The following is a 16,860-nucleotide window of genomic DNA, read 5'->3' as shown; positions in this document are numbered from 1 at the left end:
TCCACGAGCACGCCGGGAAGTGCAAGGCACGGCGACAGGGAAGCCTACCGACGCCAGCACGAAGTCGGCTAGCTACGGTCTGTGCCTGATCGGCTGGCTGGTCACCCGGCAACTATTACCCTAAGCAAGCAACTTGCCACACCGCGTCACCCGATTGTCGGTATCGGTCCCGCCATAGCGCCCAGCAGGACCGCGCGAAGGGAGCAGGGCGGCCGCCCGGTCAGCCGTAGCACGGTGTCGGTGACCCGGTCTTCCCCGCCCTGCCGGATGCCCTCGTCCAGCCCGGCCAGCAGGGCGGCGAAATCCGGCGGGTAACCAGCGGCGATGTGACGCTGGGTGAGCTCGGTCACCGAGACCGGGCGATGCCTGGCCGGCACTCCCAGCCCGGTCAGGATCGCGGCCGCGTCGGCGTAGCTCAGCGCGGCAGGCCCGGTGATCACCAGTTCCTCGTTCAACGGGGGGTCGGCGAGCAGCGCGCGCTCGGCCACCGCGGCGATGTCACCGGCGTCCACGAAGCCGACCCGGCCGCTGCCGGTGGCCGTGACCAGTTCACCCGTTTCACGCAGTGCCACGGCAAGTGGGTGATCACCGAGGAAGTTCTGCATGAACCAGGACGGCCGCAGCACTGTCCACTCTGGACACTCGCGGCGGACCAGCGCGTGCAGCTCCCCCAGCACGGGCGCGCCCTCGGGCACCGCGGAGGAGCTGAGCAGCACCACCCTGCGCAGCCCGGCGGCCAGCGCGGTGGCCAGGAACGCCTCGACCTGGGGCAGCGGGTCAGCCTCCCCGACCGGCGCGACCAGGTACATCCGGCGCACCCCCGCGACGGCGGCCGCGTACGTGCCCGGGTCGCCCCAGTCGAAGCGGACTTGGTTGGCAGCGCTGGGTTTCCGGCTGGCCGCGCGCACCGGGTGACCGGCCGCGGTCAGCCGCCGGAGGAGCCTGCTGCCGGTGGTCCCGGTGGCTCCGGTGACCAGAATCGGCTCAGCCACGCGGGACCACCGGCAGGCTCACCGCGCCGTCGAGCAGCTCGGCCACCGCGGCCGGGCTCCAGTAGTCGCGGTAGGTGTGGATCTCGCCGTCGGTGATGGTGAGCACGGCGATGTAGCGCAGCCGGTAGGGCAGGCCGGAGCGCACCACCACGCCCTCCGCCTCGAACTCGGCCACCAGCACCTCGGGGTCGGCGGTCTCGTGCACCCGGACCTCCGGGAACGACCGGATGTCCAGGATCAACGGGTAGTCCCGGACGTACTCGTGCACCGCGGCCCGCCCGGCCAGCCGGGTCGGCGCACCGGGCGCGGCAAAGGGGAACTCCAGCACGCCCTGCTCGGCCCACAGGCCGGCGAAGCCGTCCATGTCCTTGGCCAGCAACAGCTCCAGCGCGTGCTCGAATACCTGTCGGGGTGTTCGCATGCCTGCTCCTTCGTTTGGACGGAACGGTACCGTCCCGACGTTAACACAGGATGGGACGGTACCGTTCCGTCCATGTCTGCCCGACGCACTCCCACCGGAGCCGCGGTGCTCCAGCCGCAGGTCACCGCCGCGATCACCGAGGCGGTGCTGGACGAACTGGCCGAGTCCGGCTACGGCAGGCTGTCCATGGAGGCGGTGGCCAAGCGGGCCGGAGTGGGCAAGAGCGCGCTGTACCGGCGCTGGCCGGCCAAGCAGGACATGGTGCTGGCCGCGATGGCCGAGCTCAGCGTGCCGATGGCCCCGGCCCCGGACACCGGTTCGCTGCGCGGCGACCTGCTGGTCGTGCTGACCGCGGTCCAGGACTGGCTGACCCACCCGAGGGTGGCCCGGATCCTGCCGGACCTGATCGCGGAGTCCGGCCGCAGCCCCGGGCTGGCCGCGGCGATGGCCGAGCTGATCGGCGAGCCCCGGCGGGCCAGGGGCGCGATCGTGCTGCGCCGGGCGATCGAGCGCGGTGAGCTGCCGCCGGACACCGAGCTGGAGCTGGCGCTGGACCTGCTGGCGGCCCCGGTGTACTGGCGCGTGGTGGCCAGGCGGGCGCCGCAGGAAGATCGCTACCTGGAGTCGGTGGTGGAGTTCCTGCTGCGCGGACTTTCCGCGCGCGCACCGGCGTTGACGCTGGAGGAACCGGAGTGAGGAGCCGAGGGTGAGCGCTACGCCGATCGACAGCCCGAGGGACTGGGTCAGGGAGCACATCGACCGCTACGTCGCCACCGACGGCGCCGAGGGCCACGAGTGGAACGGCACCACCACGCTGCTGCTGACCACCACCGGTCGCCGCAGCGGGGAACCGAGGCGGACCGCGCTGATCTACCAGCGGGTCGGCGAGGACTACGTGGTGGTGGCCTCCCAGGGCGGCGCGCCCACGCACCCGGCCTGGTACCTGAACCTGCGGGAGCGGCCGGAGGTCCAGGTGCAGGTGGCCGGGGACCGGTTCACCGCGCGGGCGCGCACCGCTGACGAGGCCGAGCGGGCCAGGCTCTGGCCGGTGATGACCGCGACGTGGCCGGACTACGACCAGTACCAGACCAGGACCACCCGGCAGATCCCGGTCGTCGTGCTGACCAAGGTCTGAGGATTCACCAGGCCGGTCCGGTGAGCAGCCGGTGCACGTGCGCCTTGTGCATCGGGTCGTAGCGGTCGAACCGCTCGATCAGGTCTGGTCCACGGCGGCCCGCCAGCAGGACCGCGCGGACCAGGTCGACCAGCGGTGGCACGGTTCTGGTCAGCAGCAACGGCATCAGCAGCTGTTCCTGGCCGTCGGCGAGCAGGTAGCCGCGGGCCGCCAGGTCCTGGAACGAGGCCAGGGCGCGGCGCTGGGCGGTCTCGCCGACCCGGACCCTGGCCGCGGTGTCGGCCAGCGCGGCCAGGTCCAGCAGCGGGTCGCCCACGTGCAGCGCGCCGAAGTCCAGCAGGCCGAGCACCTGCGGGTCCCGGCCGCCGGAGAGCACGAACTGCTTGCCGCACAGGCTGCCGTGCACCACCGCCCGCGCCGGGCGCGGGCGCAGCGCGTCCATCAGCGGCTCGGCGGCCAGCACGCCGCGCAGCATCGCCGCGCAGGCCCGGCCCCAGTCGTCGGTGCGGCGTTCGGCCAGCGGCAGCAGCTCTGTCCTGGCCGCCTCGACCGCGGCGCGCCAGCAGGGCGGCGGCGGGACGGCGACCGCGGCCAGCGCGCTGACCACCGGTTCGGGCACCTGGTCCAGGCTGGCGCGCAGCAGCAGGCCAGCCCGCACCACGGCGGCGATCTGGTTCGGGCCTGCGTGGTGCGGCACCGCGCCCTTGACCGCCGGGGTCAGCTCGCAGGCCAGGTCTCCGCGCCAGGTCACGGTGCCACCGTCAGTGGTCGGCACCGGGTTGGGCGCGGGCACGCCCTGCCGCCTGCAGTGCGCCAGCACCTTCTGCCGCACCGGGAACAGGGCGGCGGGCGCCGGGTCGAGCCGGATGGTGAGCACGTGCGGCTGGCCGCTGGCGTGCACCAGCCAGGAGTCGCCGGTCGGGCGGCCCAGCCAGTCGGTACGCGGGTGGAGCGGGCGGCGGGACCACTCCGCGCCCCAGCCCCGGTCCAGGGTCGCGCGGACCCAGTCGACGTCGATGCGGGTGTTGAGCTGCGACAACAAGGGGCCTCCGCCATTTCACAAGGTCGAACCTGCGACCAGCCCCGAATGGCGGATACGGGGGATGCTGCTGACAGTCTGACGCTGTGGCCGGTTCTCCACCATCGGCAGACCGACCGATGCGGGCTCCGCCAAGCGGGGGCAGTCCTTCGGACAGGGCGGTGCGCGAAGATGGGGGCGGCGAAGATCGGCGAGCACGGGGGGCGCGGGTTGAGGGAGTGGCAGGCGCGACCGGCGGCACAGCGGTTGCGGGTGACGGTGGGGTCCACTGTGGACGGTCAGCCGGTCGAGGTGGACCTGAAACCGCCGCCGCTGGGCGGGCTCGGCGCGCACGGCCTGCTGACCGGCATCGCGGCCGGGGCCAGGACCGAGCTGCTGCACGCGTTGCTGTGCGGGCTGCTGGACACGCACGCGCCGGAAACCGTGCAGCTCTGCCTGGTCGACGGCGAGCAGGCGGAGCTGTTCCGGGACTACCAGCGGGCCCAGCACGCGGTGCGCGAGCCGCGGAGCCCCGCGCTGCTCATCGAGGCGCTGGCCGCGACCTCGGCGCAGCGCAGGCGGCTGTTGCGCACGCACGGCATGCGCACCCTGCACGACTACGACCGGGCCCGGCACTACCAGCCGGAGCTGCCGCCGATCGTGCCGCTGGTGCTGGTGCTGCACCGGCTCAGCCTGCTGCACCGGGAGTCGCCGGAGCTGACCGAGCTGCTGCGCGGGCACTGCGCGGCCTGGCGGGACCACGGCGTGCACCTGCTGCTGGTGGAGGACCGGCTGGCCGATGTGCCCGCGGCGCTGGACGGCTACTTCGGCTTCGAGCTGGCCGTTTCCGACCGTGCCGCCGAGCTGCGCGTGCCCGGCCGGGAGCCGGTCGGGTTCACCCCGCCGGCCGCGCCGGACGTGCAGGCGCTGGTGGCCACCATGCCCAAGGTGACCGAGGGTTCGTTCCTGCCGCGCGAGACGATCGACTTCACCAACCTGGTCGAGCTCCGGCAGACCGAGGAGCACGGGCTGCGGGCGGTGCGCGAGACGATCGCGCTGCCGGTCGGCGAACTGCTGGGCGCGGACCGGGGCGAGCCGTTCCGGGTCATGGTGGAACAAGGCCAGGTGCTGCTGGTCGGCACCGGGCTGGCCTGGGCGCTGAGCGGCTTCGCGCTGTCCATCGCGCTGCACCGGACGCCGGCGCAGGCGCGGCTCTACCTGCTCGACCTCAACGGCAGCTCGCTGCCCGAGCTGGCAGGCGGCCTGCCACACGTGCGGGTGGCGGTCAGCGGCGCGGACGACAGCCTGCGGGACAAGACCAGGGACGAGCTGGCCGGGCTGGTCAAGCACCGCGAGCAGCTCTACCACCGGCTGCCGGACCTCACCGACCGCGCCGAGGCCGGGGAGCCTGCCGCGATCTTCGTGCTGGTGCACGGCTGGCCCGACGCCGAGCTGCACCCCGGGCTGGCCGCGGTGCTGCGGCAACTGGTGCTACGCGGCCAGGCCGTCGGCGTGCACGTGCTGCTCGGCCTGGACCGGTGGGCGGACCTGGAACCCGCGCTGCACGGCGCTTTCCGGCACCGGCTGGAACTGCCGCTGGCCGATCCGGACAGCTCCCCGCTGCCGGGCAGGCCGCCGGAGCTGGGGTCGACGCACGGCCGGACCGGTGACGGGACGCTGTTCATGCTGGCCGGTCCCCGGCACCAGGCGCGGGACCTGGCCCCGGACCTCGCGGCGGCCTGGCCACACCCGGTGCAGCGGCTGAAAGCCTTGCCGTACAAGCTGAACTTCGCCGACATCGGCGGCGGCGACCGGGACTTCAAGCTCGGTGTGACCGAGGGCTCCGGCCTGCCGTTCACCTTCCAGCACCGGCACCTGCTGTGCTTCGGCGACCCGGAAAGCGGCAAGAGCACGCTGATCAGGTCCTTCATCCGCGGGCTGGTCGCACTCCGCACGCCGGAGGAGGCCAGGGTGGTCGGCGTGGACTATGGGCGGACCTGGTTCAACGCCGACTGCGAGGGCCTGCTGATCTCCTACGTGCGCACCGCCACGCAGTTCGACGAGGCGGTCCGGGACATCGGCACCGCGCTGGCCCCGCGCCGGAACCACGAGGGGCAGTGGCGCGGACCGGACCTGTACCTGGTGATCGACGACTACGACTACCTCGCGGCCGCGCAACGGGACCAGCTGGCGCCGCTGGTGGCCGACGCGGCCAAGACCGGGTTCCACCTGGTCATCGCGGGCCGGTACCCGGCGAAGCCGGATCCGGTGCTGCGCGGGCTGGAGCTCAAGGACACCACCGTGCTCTCGCTCAGCGGGGCCGACCGGCACGTCACCCCGGTGAGCGGGGCGCGGCCCAGGGTGCTGCCGCCGGGGCGGGCGATCACGCGGCGGTGGACGGCGGAGGAGACGGTGCAGCTGACATGGACGGTGTAGGGGGAGATGTGACGGAGACGTGCTGGCCGGTGCGGCCGGTCGGGCAGCGGCTGCGGGTCGCGATCGGGTCCACTGTGGACGGTCAGCCGGTCGAGGTGGACCTGAAACCGCCGTCGCTGGGCGGGATCGGGGCGCACGGGCTGGTCACCGGCTTCGGCGAGGCCAACCGCGACGCCGCGGTGCGCCGGCTGCTGCTGGGGCTGGTGACGGCGCACTCGCCGGACACGCTGAACCTGTTCCTGCTGGACGCGGGCCACGGCGCGGTGTTCGAGGAGTTCGAGCGGGCCCCGCAGCTGGCGCACCTGCTCACCGGCGCGGACGCGGCCCGGCACGTGGTGGCGGCGTTGCGCGCGGAGAGCGTGCGGCGGGCGGAGTTGTTGCGGCAGCGCAAGATGCGCACCCAGCACGACTACGAGCGGGCCCGGCACTACGACCCGGAGCTGGACCCGATGACCTCGCTGGTCGTGGTGGTCAACCGGTTCAGCAGGATGGACCGGCTGGCGCCAGGGCTGGCCGAGGTGATCAGGGACGAGGCGGCAGGCTGGCGGGACCAGGGCGTGCACCTGATCGCGGTGCTCGACCAGGTCACCGACCTGCCTTCGGGGCTGCACAAGCACTTCGGCTTCGAGCTCAACACCAGGGACAGCGACCAGGTGCTCTGGGGCACCGGCCAGGACCCGGTCACCTGCCAGCCGCTGCCCGCCGAGCAGGTGGCCGAGACGCTGGCCGGGCTCACCGGCACGGCCGCCATCCCGGAACCGCTACTGCTGCCGCCGCTGCGCGAGCGGATGGCCCTGGACGTGCTGCTGCCGCCGACGGCCACGGATGAGCAGCACGGCCTGCACACCCCCGGCGAGCCACCGCTGTCCCCCGTCGTCGGCCTGGTGGACCGGCCCGCGGAGCGACGGCGGGAGCGGCACCGGCTGGAACTGTCCACAGGGGACGGTCACGCGCTGGTGGTCGGCGATCCGGCGGCCGGGGTGGCCGAGGTGCTGCACAACGCCGCGCTCAGCCTGGCCCTGGCCAACACGCCCGCGCACCTCCAGCTGTACGTGCTGGACTTCGCGGGCGAGTCGCTGCTGCCGCTGCGCGGTCTGCCGCACACCAGGGTGGCCGCCGCCTACCAGGACTACGCGCTCATCTGGCACGCGGCCAACGAGCTCAACGCGCTGATCGACCGGCGGGAACGGGCGAGGCGGGACGGCACCGGCGCGGCCGAGCCCGGCGCGGTGGTGGTGCTGGTGCACGGCTGGTACGGCCTGCGCCGCTACCAGCACGCCTACGACGCGGTGTACGACCTGGTCAACCGAGGGCCAGGGGTGAACGTGCACGTGCTGCTGGGCATCAACCGCTGGAGCGAGCTGGAGCTGCCGCTGGCGGATGCCTTCAGCAGCAGGCTGGAGCTGCGGCTGTCCGCGCCGCACTTCTCCGCGGTGGATGTGGTCAAGGCCAAGGAGCTGCCGGGCACCGGACACGGGCTGACCTATCAGGCCGAGCACTTCCTGGCCGCGCTGCCGCGGTTCCAGGACCAGCCGGACCCGGTGGCGGCCATCGACAAGGCCTGGACCGGCGCGCGGCCCAAGCAGCTGCTGCCGCTGCCCGCCGAGGTGCCGCTGACCGAGGTGCCCAAGAACGAGCGCTGGCCGCTGGGCGTGATCGAGGGCGAGCTCAACGGCTTCGGGCTCGGTCTGAAGCAGCACCTGCTGTGCTTCGGCGACTACGGCAGCGGGCGGACCGCGGTGCTGCGCGCGCTGCTGCACAACCTCACCGCCGCGACCACCCCGGAGCAGGCCGTGGTCGCCGGGATCGACCCGCGCCGCAACTGGCTCGGCTCGGTGCCCAACGAGTGGCTGCTCACCTACCTGACCCAGACCAGCAAGATGTCGGTGCCGATCGGCGAGATCCGGGACTCCCTGGTCAAGCGGCGGGACGAGGGCAGGGGCAACGGACCCGAAGTCTACCTGGTGATCGACGACTACGAGATCAGCCAGCAGGCCGGGGTGCTGGAGGTGCTGGCCGACCTGCTGCCGGACGCCCGGCGGATCGGGTTCCACCTGGTGCTGGCCGGCAGCTACCTGCGCCGCACCGACCCGCTGCTGTCCGCGCTGGACTTCAACGACACGCTGACCCTGCTGCTCAACGGCAACCCGGACACCCCGGACGTGATCACCGGGCTGCTGCCCTACGCCTCGCCGCCGGGGCGGGCGCAGCTGTGGCGGGACCACCAGACGACGCAGCTGGTGCAGGTGGGCTGGGTGCCGGTCGAGTAACCGCCGGTGCGGCATGATCGGCTGGTGAGCACCAGCGCACCCCGGTCCGGCCCCTCGCCCCTGGTGCTGCCGGTGATGATGGTCGTGGTCATCGGCGGGGTGGCCGGGCTCGGCTTCCTGGCCGGGCTCGGGCCTGCCGCGGTGCTCGGCGCGCTGTCGGCGATGTTCTGCCTGATCGCGGCCTTCGGCGGCGCGCTGTGGCCGGATGTGAAGCTGCTCGCGGTGTTCGCCCCGGCGATGGTGCTGGTGGTGGCCGGGCCGCGGCTGCTGGCCGAGGTGTCGGTGGTGGCGGCCATCGGGGTGCTCACCGTGATCGTGTTCGCGGTGGCGCTGCTGCCCACGTTCGGGCCCCGGTTCATCACCGTCGGGCTCGGGCTGGGCATGGGCGCGCTGTTCGGCTACGCCTTCCAGACCACCGGCACCGCGAGCCTCTGGCAGGTGGTGACCGCGCCCGCGCTGGGCTGCGGGGTGGTGATCCTGCTGCGGCTGCTGGCCGGGCTGCGTGATCCGGACAAACCGACCAGGATCGCGGTGGCCGGGGTGCTCACCGAGGCCGGGCCGCGCGGGCCGGACGCGGCGATCCGGGCCTGGCGCGGCGACCGGCAGCGCACCTGGCTGGGTCAGGTGCTCGACGGCGGGCTGCGCTACCGCACCAAGCTGTTCCTGCTCACCGACCGGGCCGAGCAGCTGCCCGAGCCGGTGGCCGGGCAGCTGCGCGCGGTGCTGGCGGCGGCCACGGCCGAGGCCACCGCGCTGGCCGCGGTGGTGGTCGACGGCGGCGACGCGCCCGCGCCGGAGCGGCCGGCGACCCCGGCCGGGCTGCCGGGCGCGACCTCGGCGATGGTGGACACGCTGTGGGACGGGCTGGACCGGGTGCGGGCCGCGCTGGCCGGGCGGGACCGGACCCCGGCGAACTCCCGGCTCGGCGCGGAGTACCCGGGCGCGCGGCTGGCCGAGGCGATCTCCTGGCAGTCCGCGCAATTCCGGCACGCGCTGCGCTGTGCACTCGGCGTGCTGCTCGCGCTGGTCATCGCCGCCCAGCGGCCGGGCGACCCGCTGATGCCGTCCTTCCTGATGGCGGTGTTCATGATCATGCAGCCGGACTGGCGGGCCAGCGCGCTCAAGGCCTGGCAGCGCGCGGCAGGCACGCTGCTCGGCGCGCTCGCGCTGGCCGCGGTGCTGTGGCTGCTGCCGCAGGCGGTGCTGATGCCGCTGGGGCTGGTCACCATGCTGGTCGGGTTCGGCTTCCAGCAGCGCTACCCGATCATCTTCAACGGCTGCATGGTGCTGATGCTGGTCGGCATGAACGCCACCACCCGGCACCTGGACCCGGTGCCGGTGCTGGTGGAGTACATGCTGCTGATCTTGCTCGCGGTCGGCATCGGGCTGCTGTTCGGCTTCGCGGTGGTGCCCGGCATGCGCACCCCGGCCCCGCTGGAACGGGTGCGGCGGGCCGTCGAGGGCGCGCGGGCCGGGCTGACCTCGATCGCCGGGCAGCTGGGCCGCAGCCGGGAGGAGGTCGACGTGCGCGGGCTGGTCCGGCAGCAGCGGCGGTCCTCGGCGCAGCTGCACGAGCTGCTCGGCGGCCAGCTCAAGGGCCGGGACGACACCGAGGCCAACCGGGCCGCGCTGGCCCAGGCCGACGACGCGCTGCGCGGGCTGCGCAGCGGCACCGCGGGGCTGCTCATGCACGGCGGGGACGTCGCGCTGACCAGGGACACCCTGGACTGGCTGGTGCGCGCGCTCAGCGACAGCACCGAGGTCGCGGAACCGCCGGAGCCGCGCACCGAGGAGCAGCGGCTGCTGATCGACAGCCTGGCCGCGGACGTGGTGAGCCTGCGGGCGGCGACCGCCGCGCTCAGCCCGGGATAGGTCGCCCGAAGTACGTGAGGATCGTCTCCCTGCTGTCCCTCGGCGAGGTCTTGTTGCGCCGCTGGTGGCCGCATTTCTCGCAGCGCTGGACCACGAAGTAGGCGTCCTTGTGGATGCCCGCGGCCACCGGCGGCATCAGTCCGCCGCAGGTCGCGGCCCGGTCACCGGGGTTGACGTCGACGTGCCGGGACCACAGGCAATGCGGGCAGTGGTTGGTGTAGCCATTGCCACGGACCGTGCGTTCGCAGTGACCGCAGGTGAAGTCCTCGATCCGCCGGGTGAACCGGGCGCCGTCGCCGCCGGATTCGGACGCGTCGCGGTAGTTAGGCATGGCTATCCTCACCGGGTGACCACGGTCGATAAGCGGCAGCCCGTGGCGACCGGGCGGTCGTCAGGGGCCGGTCTGTCGCGCCCACTCGGGTTGCTCCTCGCCCTCGGTGTGCTGCTGCTGGTGTGCGTGCTGTCCATCATGGTGGGCACAACCGACCTGGGATTCGGCGAGGTGTTCACCGCGGTGTTCCGGCCGGAGAGCCCGGAGGCTGAGGCGATCGTGCGCGGGCTGCGGATGCCGCGCACCGGCTTCGGCCTGGCGGTCGGCGCGGCGCTGGGCCTGGCCGGCGCGCTGATGCAGGGGGTGACCCGGAACCCGTTGGCGGACCCCGGAATCCTCGGCGTCACCTCGGGCGCGGCCTTCGGCGTGACGCTGTCCGCGCTCTTCGGCGGGATCGCCTCCTTCTACGGCTACGTGTGGTTCGCCTTCGCCGGCGCGCTGGTCGCCACCGTGGTGGTCTTCGGCCTGGGCAGCCTCGGCCGGGACGGCGCCCGCCCGGCCAAACTCGCGCTGGCCGGGGCCGCGGTCTCGGCGATGCTCAACTCGATGGTCTCCGCGGTGCTGCTGCTGGACGCGGCCACCCTGGACCGCTACCGGTTCTGGGCGGTCGGCGCGATCAACGGCCAGGACCCGGCGGTGCTCTACCAGCTGCTGCCGTTCCTGCTCGTGGGCGCGGCGCTCGCGCTCGCGGTGAGCCCGGCGCTGAACAGCCTGGCCCTCGGCGAGGACGTGGCCAGGGCGCTGGGCCGCAACGTCGGGCGGATCCGGCTGATCTCGGTCATCGCGATCACCCTGCTCGCCGGGTCGGCCGCGGCCGCCTGCGGGCCGATGGTGTTCCTCGGCCTGGTGGTGCCGCACATGGCCCGGATCATCACCGGCCCCGACCACCGCTGGGTGCTGGCCTACTCGGCGGTGATCGCGCCGATCCTGTTGCTGGGCGCGGACATTTTCGGCCGGGTGCTGGCCAGGCCGGAGGAGCTCCAGGTCGGCATCATCGTCGCCTTCCTCGGCGCGCCCTTCTTCATCGCGCTGGTCCGCCGCCAGCGCCTCCCGGAGCTGTGATCCCGTGACGACGACCCCGGTGAAACTGGGCAACCGGGCCCGCGTCAGCGCGGTGTCCCTGCTGCTGGCCGCGCTGACCCTGCTGATGTTCTGCGTCAGCCTGGCCACCGGCGAGTTCCAGCTCGGCCTGGACGAGGTGGTGGCCGCGCTCGGCGGCATCGGCGACTACTCCACCCTGCTGGTGGTGCGGGAGCTCCGGCTGCCGCGCGCGCTGGTCGGCCTGTTGGTGGGGCTGGCCTTCGGCGTGGCGGGCGCGCTGTTCCAGTCGCTCACCCGCAACCCGTTGGCCAGTCCCGACCTGATCGGGATCACCGGCGGCGCGAACGTGGTGGTGGTCGCGGGCACCGCGCTCGGCATCGGCGGCGGGCTGGGCGTGCCGCTGCTGGCCCTGCTCGGCTCGCTGGCCTCCGCGTTCGCGGTGTACACCTTGGCCTGGAAGCGCGGTACCACCGGCTACCGGATCGTGCTGATCGGCATCGGCGTGCAGGCGCTGTGCACCGGCGCGACCAGCTATCTGTTGCTGAGCCTGGGTGTCTACGACGCGCAGGGCGCGATGGTCTGGCTCACCGGCACGCTCAACGCCCGCAACTTCGGCCACGTCACCTGGATCGGTGTGGCCGTGGTGCTGCTGCTGCCGCTCGCCCTGCTGCTGCGCGGCTGGCTGGACGCCTTGCAGTTCAACGACGACACCGCCACCGGACTCGGCATCCCGGTGCAGCGGGCCAGGCTGTCCCTCGGCCTGGTCGCGGTCGGGCTGGCTGCGGTCGCCACCGCGGCGGCCGGGCCGATCGTCTTCGTCGCACTGGTCTCCCCGCAGCTCGCGCTGCGACTGTGCCGGGCGGCCACCCCGCCCGTGCTGGCCTCCGGGCTGGCCGGGTCCCTGCTCCTGCTCGTCAGCGACCTGATCGCGCGGACCCTGCTACCGGCCGAACTCCCGGTCGGCGTGGTCACCGGCGTGATCGGGGCGCCGTTCCTGTTGTGGTTGCTGGCCAGGGCCAACCGAGCCAACGCCGGCTGAAAGGAAAGAACATGCTGGGATCCACCCGCCGACTGCTCCGTGCGGGGGCCGTGCTGGCCACCGCCGGACTGCTCGCCGCCTGCTCCGCCACCGGTCCCACCGGCGGCGGCCCGTGGGAGTTCACCGACGACCGCGGCGAGAAGATCAGCCTGCCGGCCAAGCCGACCCGGATCGTGGCCCAGTCCGCGGCCGCCGGCACGCTGTGGGACTTCGGCGTCAAGGTCACCGGCGTGTTCGGCCCGCAGAAGCTCGCCGACGGCCGCCCCGACCCGCAGATCGGCAACGTGGACCTCAACGCGGTCCAGTCGGTCGGCTCCACCTACGGCGAGTTCAACCTGGAGAAGTTCGCCTCGCTGCGGCCGGAGCTGACCATCACCACGATGTACGACGACACGCTCTGGTACATTCCGGACACCGCCAAGGACAAGGTCAAGCCGACCGCGGGCATCAAGATCGGCGGCAAGCCGATTCCCGAGGCGCTGGCCCGGTTCGAGACGCTGGCGAGCGCGCTGGGCGCGGACGTCAAGGGCGGCGCGGTGGCCGCGGCCAAGGCCGAGTTCGCCAAGGCGGAGAACAACCTGCGCGAGGCGGCCAAGAGCAAGCCGGGTCTGAAGGTGCTGGTGGTCAGCGCGACCAAGAACGACCTGTACCTGGTGCGGCCGCAGGAGTCCGGCGACCTGAAGTACTTCCGCTCGCTGGGCCTGGACGTCTACGAGCCGGCCCAGGGTGAGGCCTACTTCCAGAAGATCAGCTGGGAGCAGGTCCGGGAGTACCCGGCCGACCTGGTGCTGGTGGACAACCGGGAGGCCCAGGCGCTGACGCCGACCCAGATGGCCGAGGTGGCCACCTGGAAGCTGCACCCCGCGGTGCAGGCCGACCAGGTCGGGCCGTGGTTCGCGGCCGCGCCGATGAGCTACCAGTCCTTCACCAAGGTGATGAACGACCTGGCCGAGCTGGTCGGCCGGTCCCGCACGGACGTGGTGAACTGAGTCCTGGCAGCACAGCGGGGCCGTCCGGATCGGGCGGCCCCGCTGTCCTCGCTCAGCAGGAGGTGGCGGCGGGCACCCCGGCGAACCGGGCCTTCAGCCAGGACACCGCCATCGGCACCCCGGCGATGTTGCCCAGGATGTGCTCGGTGAGGTGCGTGGTCCGCCACTCCACGGTCGCGCCGCGGGCGCAGTAGTCGGCCAGCAGCGGCTTGGCCACCTTGAACGGGATGACCTCGTCGAAGTCACCGTGGAAGAGCAGCACCGGCGCGGTCGGCTTGCGGCTGCCCGGCACGTCCGCGGCCAGCCGGGCCTGCCAGCGCGGATCCTTGATCGGGTCTGGCACCGTGGTCAGGTCCTTGAGCCGCTTGAACGCGCCGGTGAGCAGCATGGTGCCGACGATGCACTCGGTGCGCTGCTTGGCGATCAGCTTCTTCCCGGCCTCGTTGATGAACTCCTCCGGCAGGTCCGGGTAGGCGCCCATGTGGCCGGAGACCGCGCCGATCATCAGCGCGGAGAACGGGCCGCCGTCGATCACCGGGAACAGCTCGCGCAGGTCGCGCGGGATGCCGCCGGCGACCACCCCGGCCACCTGGAGCTCAGGCGCGTACGTCGGCTGGAGCTCGCCCGCGTGGCTGGCGGCCTGGCCGCCCTGGGAGTAGCCGTAGATGCCGACCGGGCCGACCCCGAGCTCCGGTCCGGGCGTCTTCTGCGCGGCCCGCACCGCGTCCAGCATGGCGTGCCCGGCGGCCGGGCCGACCGCCATGGTGTGCGGGCCGGGCGTGCCAAGGCCCTGGTAGTCGGTGATCACCACGGCGAACCCGGCGAGCAGGAACTGGCCGATCAGGGCGACCTCGTTCTCGGTGCCGGTGCGCATCTTGTAGGAGGGCGCGCAGGTCTCGTGCAGGCCGTGCGCGCCGACCGCGTAGGTCACCAGCTGCCTCGGCTTGCCGGTGCTCGGGGTCTGCGGGACCAGGATCGTGCCGGAGACGGCCATCGGCGCGCCGGTGGCCGCGGTGGAGCGGTAGAGGATCTGCCAGGCCGAGACCGGGACCTCCAGGCCGAGCACGGTGACCTTGACCTGGCGGGAACGCAGCAGGTCACCGGGCTTGCCCGGGGGCAGCGGGTTCGGCGGCTGGTAGAAGGGGTCCGCGGAGGGCAGGGGGACCGCGGCGGGGGCCGCGGTGGCGGTGCCGGGCAGGGTGGTCAGCGCTAACGCGGTCAGCAGACATGCGCCGAGCAGTCGGAGTCGGGGGGACGGCGACACGGGCGACCTCCTTGGGACGCTCGCTGTGGTAATCGAGATTTTCACACGCTAGGCCGTCCGGCCCAGATGTGGCAATGGTCATGACCACTTGACCGGTGCACACCCCCCGAACGATCTACGCTGGAGGTATGGCCCAGGAGACGGGGACAACCGCGCGCATCTACCGCGGCATGCGTCCCGAACAGCGCAAAGCCGACCGCCGGGCCCGGCTGGTCGAGGCCGCGCTGGAGCTGTTCACCACCGCCGGCTACCACGGCACCCGCATCGAGCAGCTGTGCACGCACGCCGGGGTCTCCACGCGGAACTTCTACGAGGAGTTCGCGAACAAGGAGGCCCTGCTGCTGAGCCTGCACAACGACATCAACGCGGTCGCCCTGCACCACGTGGTCGGCGCGCTGCGCACGCTGCCGGACAGCGCGGACGCGCCCGAGCGCATCGGCACCCTGCTGGACGTGTTCATGGCCGACATCACCGCCGACCCGCGCCGCCCCCGGCTGGCCTACGTGGAGGCGGTCGGGGTGAGCCCGGCGATGGAGCGGCAGCACCAGCGCTGGGTGGCGGAGTGGAGCACGCTGATCGAGGGCGAGGCCACCAGGGCGGCCCAGCGCGGGCAGGCCCCGGTCCGGGACTACCACCTGATCGCGACCGCGCTGGTGGGCGCGGTGACCGGGCTGCTGCGCGAGTGGCAGGCGGCCGAGCGGCCGCTGCCCCCGGCCGAGGTGACCGCGACCATGCGGCACCTGATGGTCGCCGCGATCACGGTGCCCTGATCGGCCTAGAGGTCGTAGTCCAGCGTGTACTTCACCGTCTTGTCGGTGTCGAAGACGATGTTGCCCTCGCCCTTCGCGCCACGGAAGCGGCCGGTGCCGCCGACGATGACCTGCTGGTGCTTGTCCTCGCTGACCAGCTTCCTGGTCACCCGCGCGGTGGTGTGCAGTTCCGCGGCGTCCTGGAAGCGATAGATGTGCAGGCACTGCGCCTCGATGTGCAGCTCGGGGGTCAGGCCGACCACGGTGCAGCTGATGGTCAGCTTGCCCGCGGCCGAGCCGTCGGCGTTGGCCAGGTCGGACTGGACCGCGTAGGCGGTGCCGGGCACCGGCACCGGGGGCAGGGTGATCAGCTTGCGGGTGGCGGTGAACTCCAGCTTGGTGCCGGGGACCGCGGCGGCGGCTGGGACGGCGGCGACGGCCGCGAGCAGGGCGGCCAGGGCGGCGGTTCGGCGCATCCCCACACGCTAGGTGTCCACTGTGGACATCAACAGCGTTCGACACGGACGAGTCCGGGTTCCCGCTTCGGGGTGATCTCCGGCTGCGTTGTGTGCCGGCGCACCCGCCAGGCCAGCAGGAGCAACAGGACCACATGGGCGGCCAGCAACAGCCGTTCGGCCGCACCGCTGTAACCACGTTCACCGAGCAACCACATCGGCCGGTCCAGCGGCAGGAAGGTGGCCAGGAAGGCCAGCACGCCGGCCAGGCCGAGCACCGAGACCACCCGCAGCGGCCGGCACAGCGGCGACCACTGCGGATGGCCGCGGAACCGGGTGGCCAGCAGCAGACCGGCCAGCGGCAGGGTGATGAACCCGGTCAGCGCGGCGTAGCGGTGCACCGCGCCGTAGGGGGTGAGCGGCTCGTGCACCGGTTCCATCGGGAACACCGCGGCCACGCCGAGGCCCAGCGCCCACACCGCGATCAGCCAGGCCGCCCGCCGCCCGCCGGGCGCGCCCGCGCTGATCAGCGCGCCGCCGAGGACCAGCGAGCCGAACGCGGTGGCCAGCATGCTGACCCCGACCAGCCGGGCGCCCTGCTCGGTGAAGATGAACTCGCTGAAGGTGGACCGGAACGGGTCCAACTGTCCGAAGTAGACGAAGTCGACGAAGACGGCCACCATGACCGCGCAGGCCAGCCAGCACAGCGCGGAGGTGGCCAGCAACCGGGTGATCAGCCGGAGGGTGGGATCCATGCGACCGAGACTGGCCGGGCCGTTTTTGTCTCGTCGTCACCCCACGGTTTGACTCCGGATGCGGTACCAGCGTGTGACGATCGGCGGCATGGC

General features: G+C 72.9%; 16 protein-coding genes. 9 read left to right on the top strand and 7 right to left on the bottom strand.

Annotation, left to right across the window (positions count from 1 at the left end; genetic code table 11):
• Positions 1-146 precede the first annotated feature (146 nt).
• Both ACWDY5_RS06585 and ACWDY5_RS06580 read right to left on the bottom strand, forming a co-directional pair.
• Entirely contained in the window at positions 147-992 is an 846-nt protein-coding gene (locus tag ACWDY5_RS06585) for an NAD(P)H-binding protein (protein ID WP_449721278.1), read from the bottom strand.
• On the bottom strand, positions 985-1,413 hold the full coding sequence (locus ACWDY5_RS06580) for a nuclear transport factor 2 family protein (RefSeq protein ID WP_449721277.1): 429 nt from the start codon (positions 1,411-1,413) through the stop codon (positions 985-987). The genes ACWDY5_RS06585 and ACWDY5_RS06580 overlap by 8 nt, the downstream gene beginning before the upstream one ends.
• 72 nt (positions 1,414-1,485) lie before the next feature.
• Here ACWDY5_RS06580 and ACWDY5_RS06575 point away from each other — a divergent pair, with 72 nt between their 5' ends.
• A complete protein-coding gene (locus tag ACWDY5_RS06575) occupies positions 1,486-2,109 on the top strand; it encodes a TetR/AcrR family transcriptional regulator (RefSeq protein ID WP_449721276.1) in 624 nt (207 codons plus the stop codon).
• Positions 2,110-2,119: 10 nt separating this feature from the next.
• Positions 2,120-2,548 (top strand): nitroreductase family deazaflavin-dependent oxidoreductase, encoded by a 429-nt coding sequence (locus ACWDY5_RS06570; RefSeq protein WP_449721275.1) that lies wholly within the window; start codon positions 2,120-2,122, stop codon positions 2,546-2,548.
• A 4-nt stretch (positions 2,549-2,552) separates the two neighbouring features.
• Here the strand turns inward: ACWDY5_RS06570 and ACWDY5_RS06565 are convergent, their stop codons facing one another.
• The gene (locus ACWDY5_RS06565) at positions 2,553-3,590 is read right to left on the bottom strand and encodes a phosphotransferase (protein WP_449721274.1); all 1,038 of its coding nucleotides are present in this window, start codon (positions 3,588-3,590) and stop codon (positions 2,553-2,555) included.
• 168 nt (positions 3,591-3,758) lie between these two features.
• Here ACWDY5_RS06565 and ACWDY5_RS06560 point away from each other — a divergent pair, with 168 nt between their 5' ends.
• Genes ACWDY5_RS06560 through ACWDY5_RS06550 form a run of 3 tightly spaced genes read left to right on the top strand, consistent with a single transcriptional unit; the run spans position 3,759 to position 10,144 of the window.
• Positions 3,759-6,002 (top strand): FtsK/SpoIIIE domain-containing protein, encoded by a 2,244-nt coding sequence (locus ACWDY5_RS06560; protein WP_449721273.1) that lies wholly within the window; start codon positions 3,759-3,761, stop codon positions 6,000-6,002.
• Positions 6,003-6,010: 8 nt separating this feature from the next.
• A complete protein-coding gene (locus ACWDY5_RS06555; RefSeq protein ID WP_449721272.1) occupies positions 6,011-8,272 on the top strand; it encodes an FtsK/SpoIIIE domain-containing protein in 2,262 nt (753 codons plus the stop codon).
• 24 nt (positions 8,273-8,296) lie between these two features.
• Positions 8,297-10,144, top strand: coding sequence for an FUSC family protein (locus tag ACWDY5_RS06550; RefSeq protein WP_449721271.1), 1,848 nt, complete (start codon positions 8,297-8,299; stop codon positions 10,142-10,144).
• Here the strand turns inward: ACWDY5_RS06550 and ACWDY5_RS06545 are convergent.
• Positions 10,131-10,475, bottom strand: a complete 345-nt coding sequence (locus ACWDY5_RS06545) for an RNHCP domain-containing protein (RefSeq protein WP_252484157.1) — start codon at positions 10,473-10,475, stop codon at positions 10,131-10,133. The genes ACWDY5_RS06550 and ACWDY5_RS06545 overlap by 14 nt on opposite strands.
• Before the next feature lie 15 nt (positions 10,476-10,490).
• Here ACWDY5_RS06545 and ACWDY5_RS06540 point away from each other — a divergent pair, with 15 nt between their 5' ends.
• The 3 genes from ACWDY5_RS06540 to ACWDY5_RS06530 are packed head-to-tail and all read left to right on the top strand — an operon-like array spanning position 10,491 to position 13,544.
• A complete protein-coding gene (locus ACWDY5_RS06540) occupies positions 10,491-11,537 on the top strand; it encodes a FecCD family ABC transporter permease (protein ID WP_449721270.1) in 1,047 nt (348 codons plus the stop codon).
• Positions 11,538-11,541: 4 nt separating this feature from the next.
• Complete coding sequence (locus ACWDY5_RS06535; RefSeq protein ID WP_449721269.1) at positions 11,542-12,555, top strand: FecCD family ABC transporter permease; 1,014 nt, start codon at positions 11,542-11,544, stop codon at positions 12,553-12,555.
• 11 nt (positions 12,556-12,566) lie between these two features.
• Entirely contained in the window at positions 12,567-13,544 is a 978-nt protein-coding gene (locus ACWDY5_RS06530; RefSeq protein WP_449721268.1) for an ABC transporter substrate-binding protein, read from the top strand.
• Between the two features lie 52 nt (positions 13,545-13,596).
• Here the strand turns inward: ACWDY5_RS06530 and ACWDY5_RS06525 are convergent, their stop codons facing one another.
• Entirely contained in the window at positions 13,597-14,808 is a 1,212-nt protein-coding gene (locus ACWDY5_RS06525; protein ID WP_449721267.1) for a lipase family protein, read from the bottom strand.
• A gap of 128 nt (positions 14,809-14,936) precedes the next feature.
• Here ACWDY5_RS06525 and ACWDY5_RS06520 point away from each other — a divergent pair, with 128 nt between their 5' ends.
• Positions 14,937-15,578, top strand: coding sequence for a TetR/AcrR family transcriptional regulator (locus ACWDY5_RS06520; RefSeq protein ID WP_449721266.1), 642 nt, complete (start codon positions 14,937-14,939; stop codon positions 15,576-15,578).
• A 5-nt stretch (positions 15,579-15,583) separates the two neighbouring features.
• On the opposite strand, the gene ACWDY5_RS06515 is transcribed toward ACWDY5_RS06520, so the two are convergent.
• Complete coding sequence (locus ACWDY5_RS06515) at positions 15,584-16,033, bottom strand: hypothetical protein (RefSeq protein ID WP_449721265.1); 450 nt, start codon at positions 16,031-16,033, stop codon at positions 15,584-15,586.
• A 29-nt stretch (positions 16,034-16,062) separates the two neighbouring features.
• Complete coding sequence (locus tag ACWDY5_RS06510; protein ID WP_449721264.1) at positions 16,063-16,767, bottom strand: DUF998 domain-containing protein; 705 nt, start codon at positions 16,765-16,767, stop codon at positions 16,063-16,065.
• Between the last annotated feature and the right edge of the window lie 93 nt (positions 16,768-16,860).

The organism is Crossiella sp. NPDC003009 (assembly GCF_053591555.1).
This window is presented reverse-complemented; position numbering and strand designations above follow the sequence as displayed.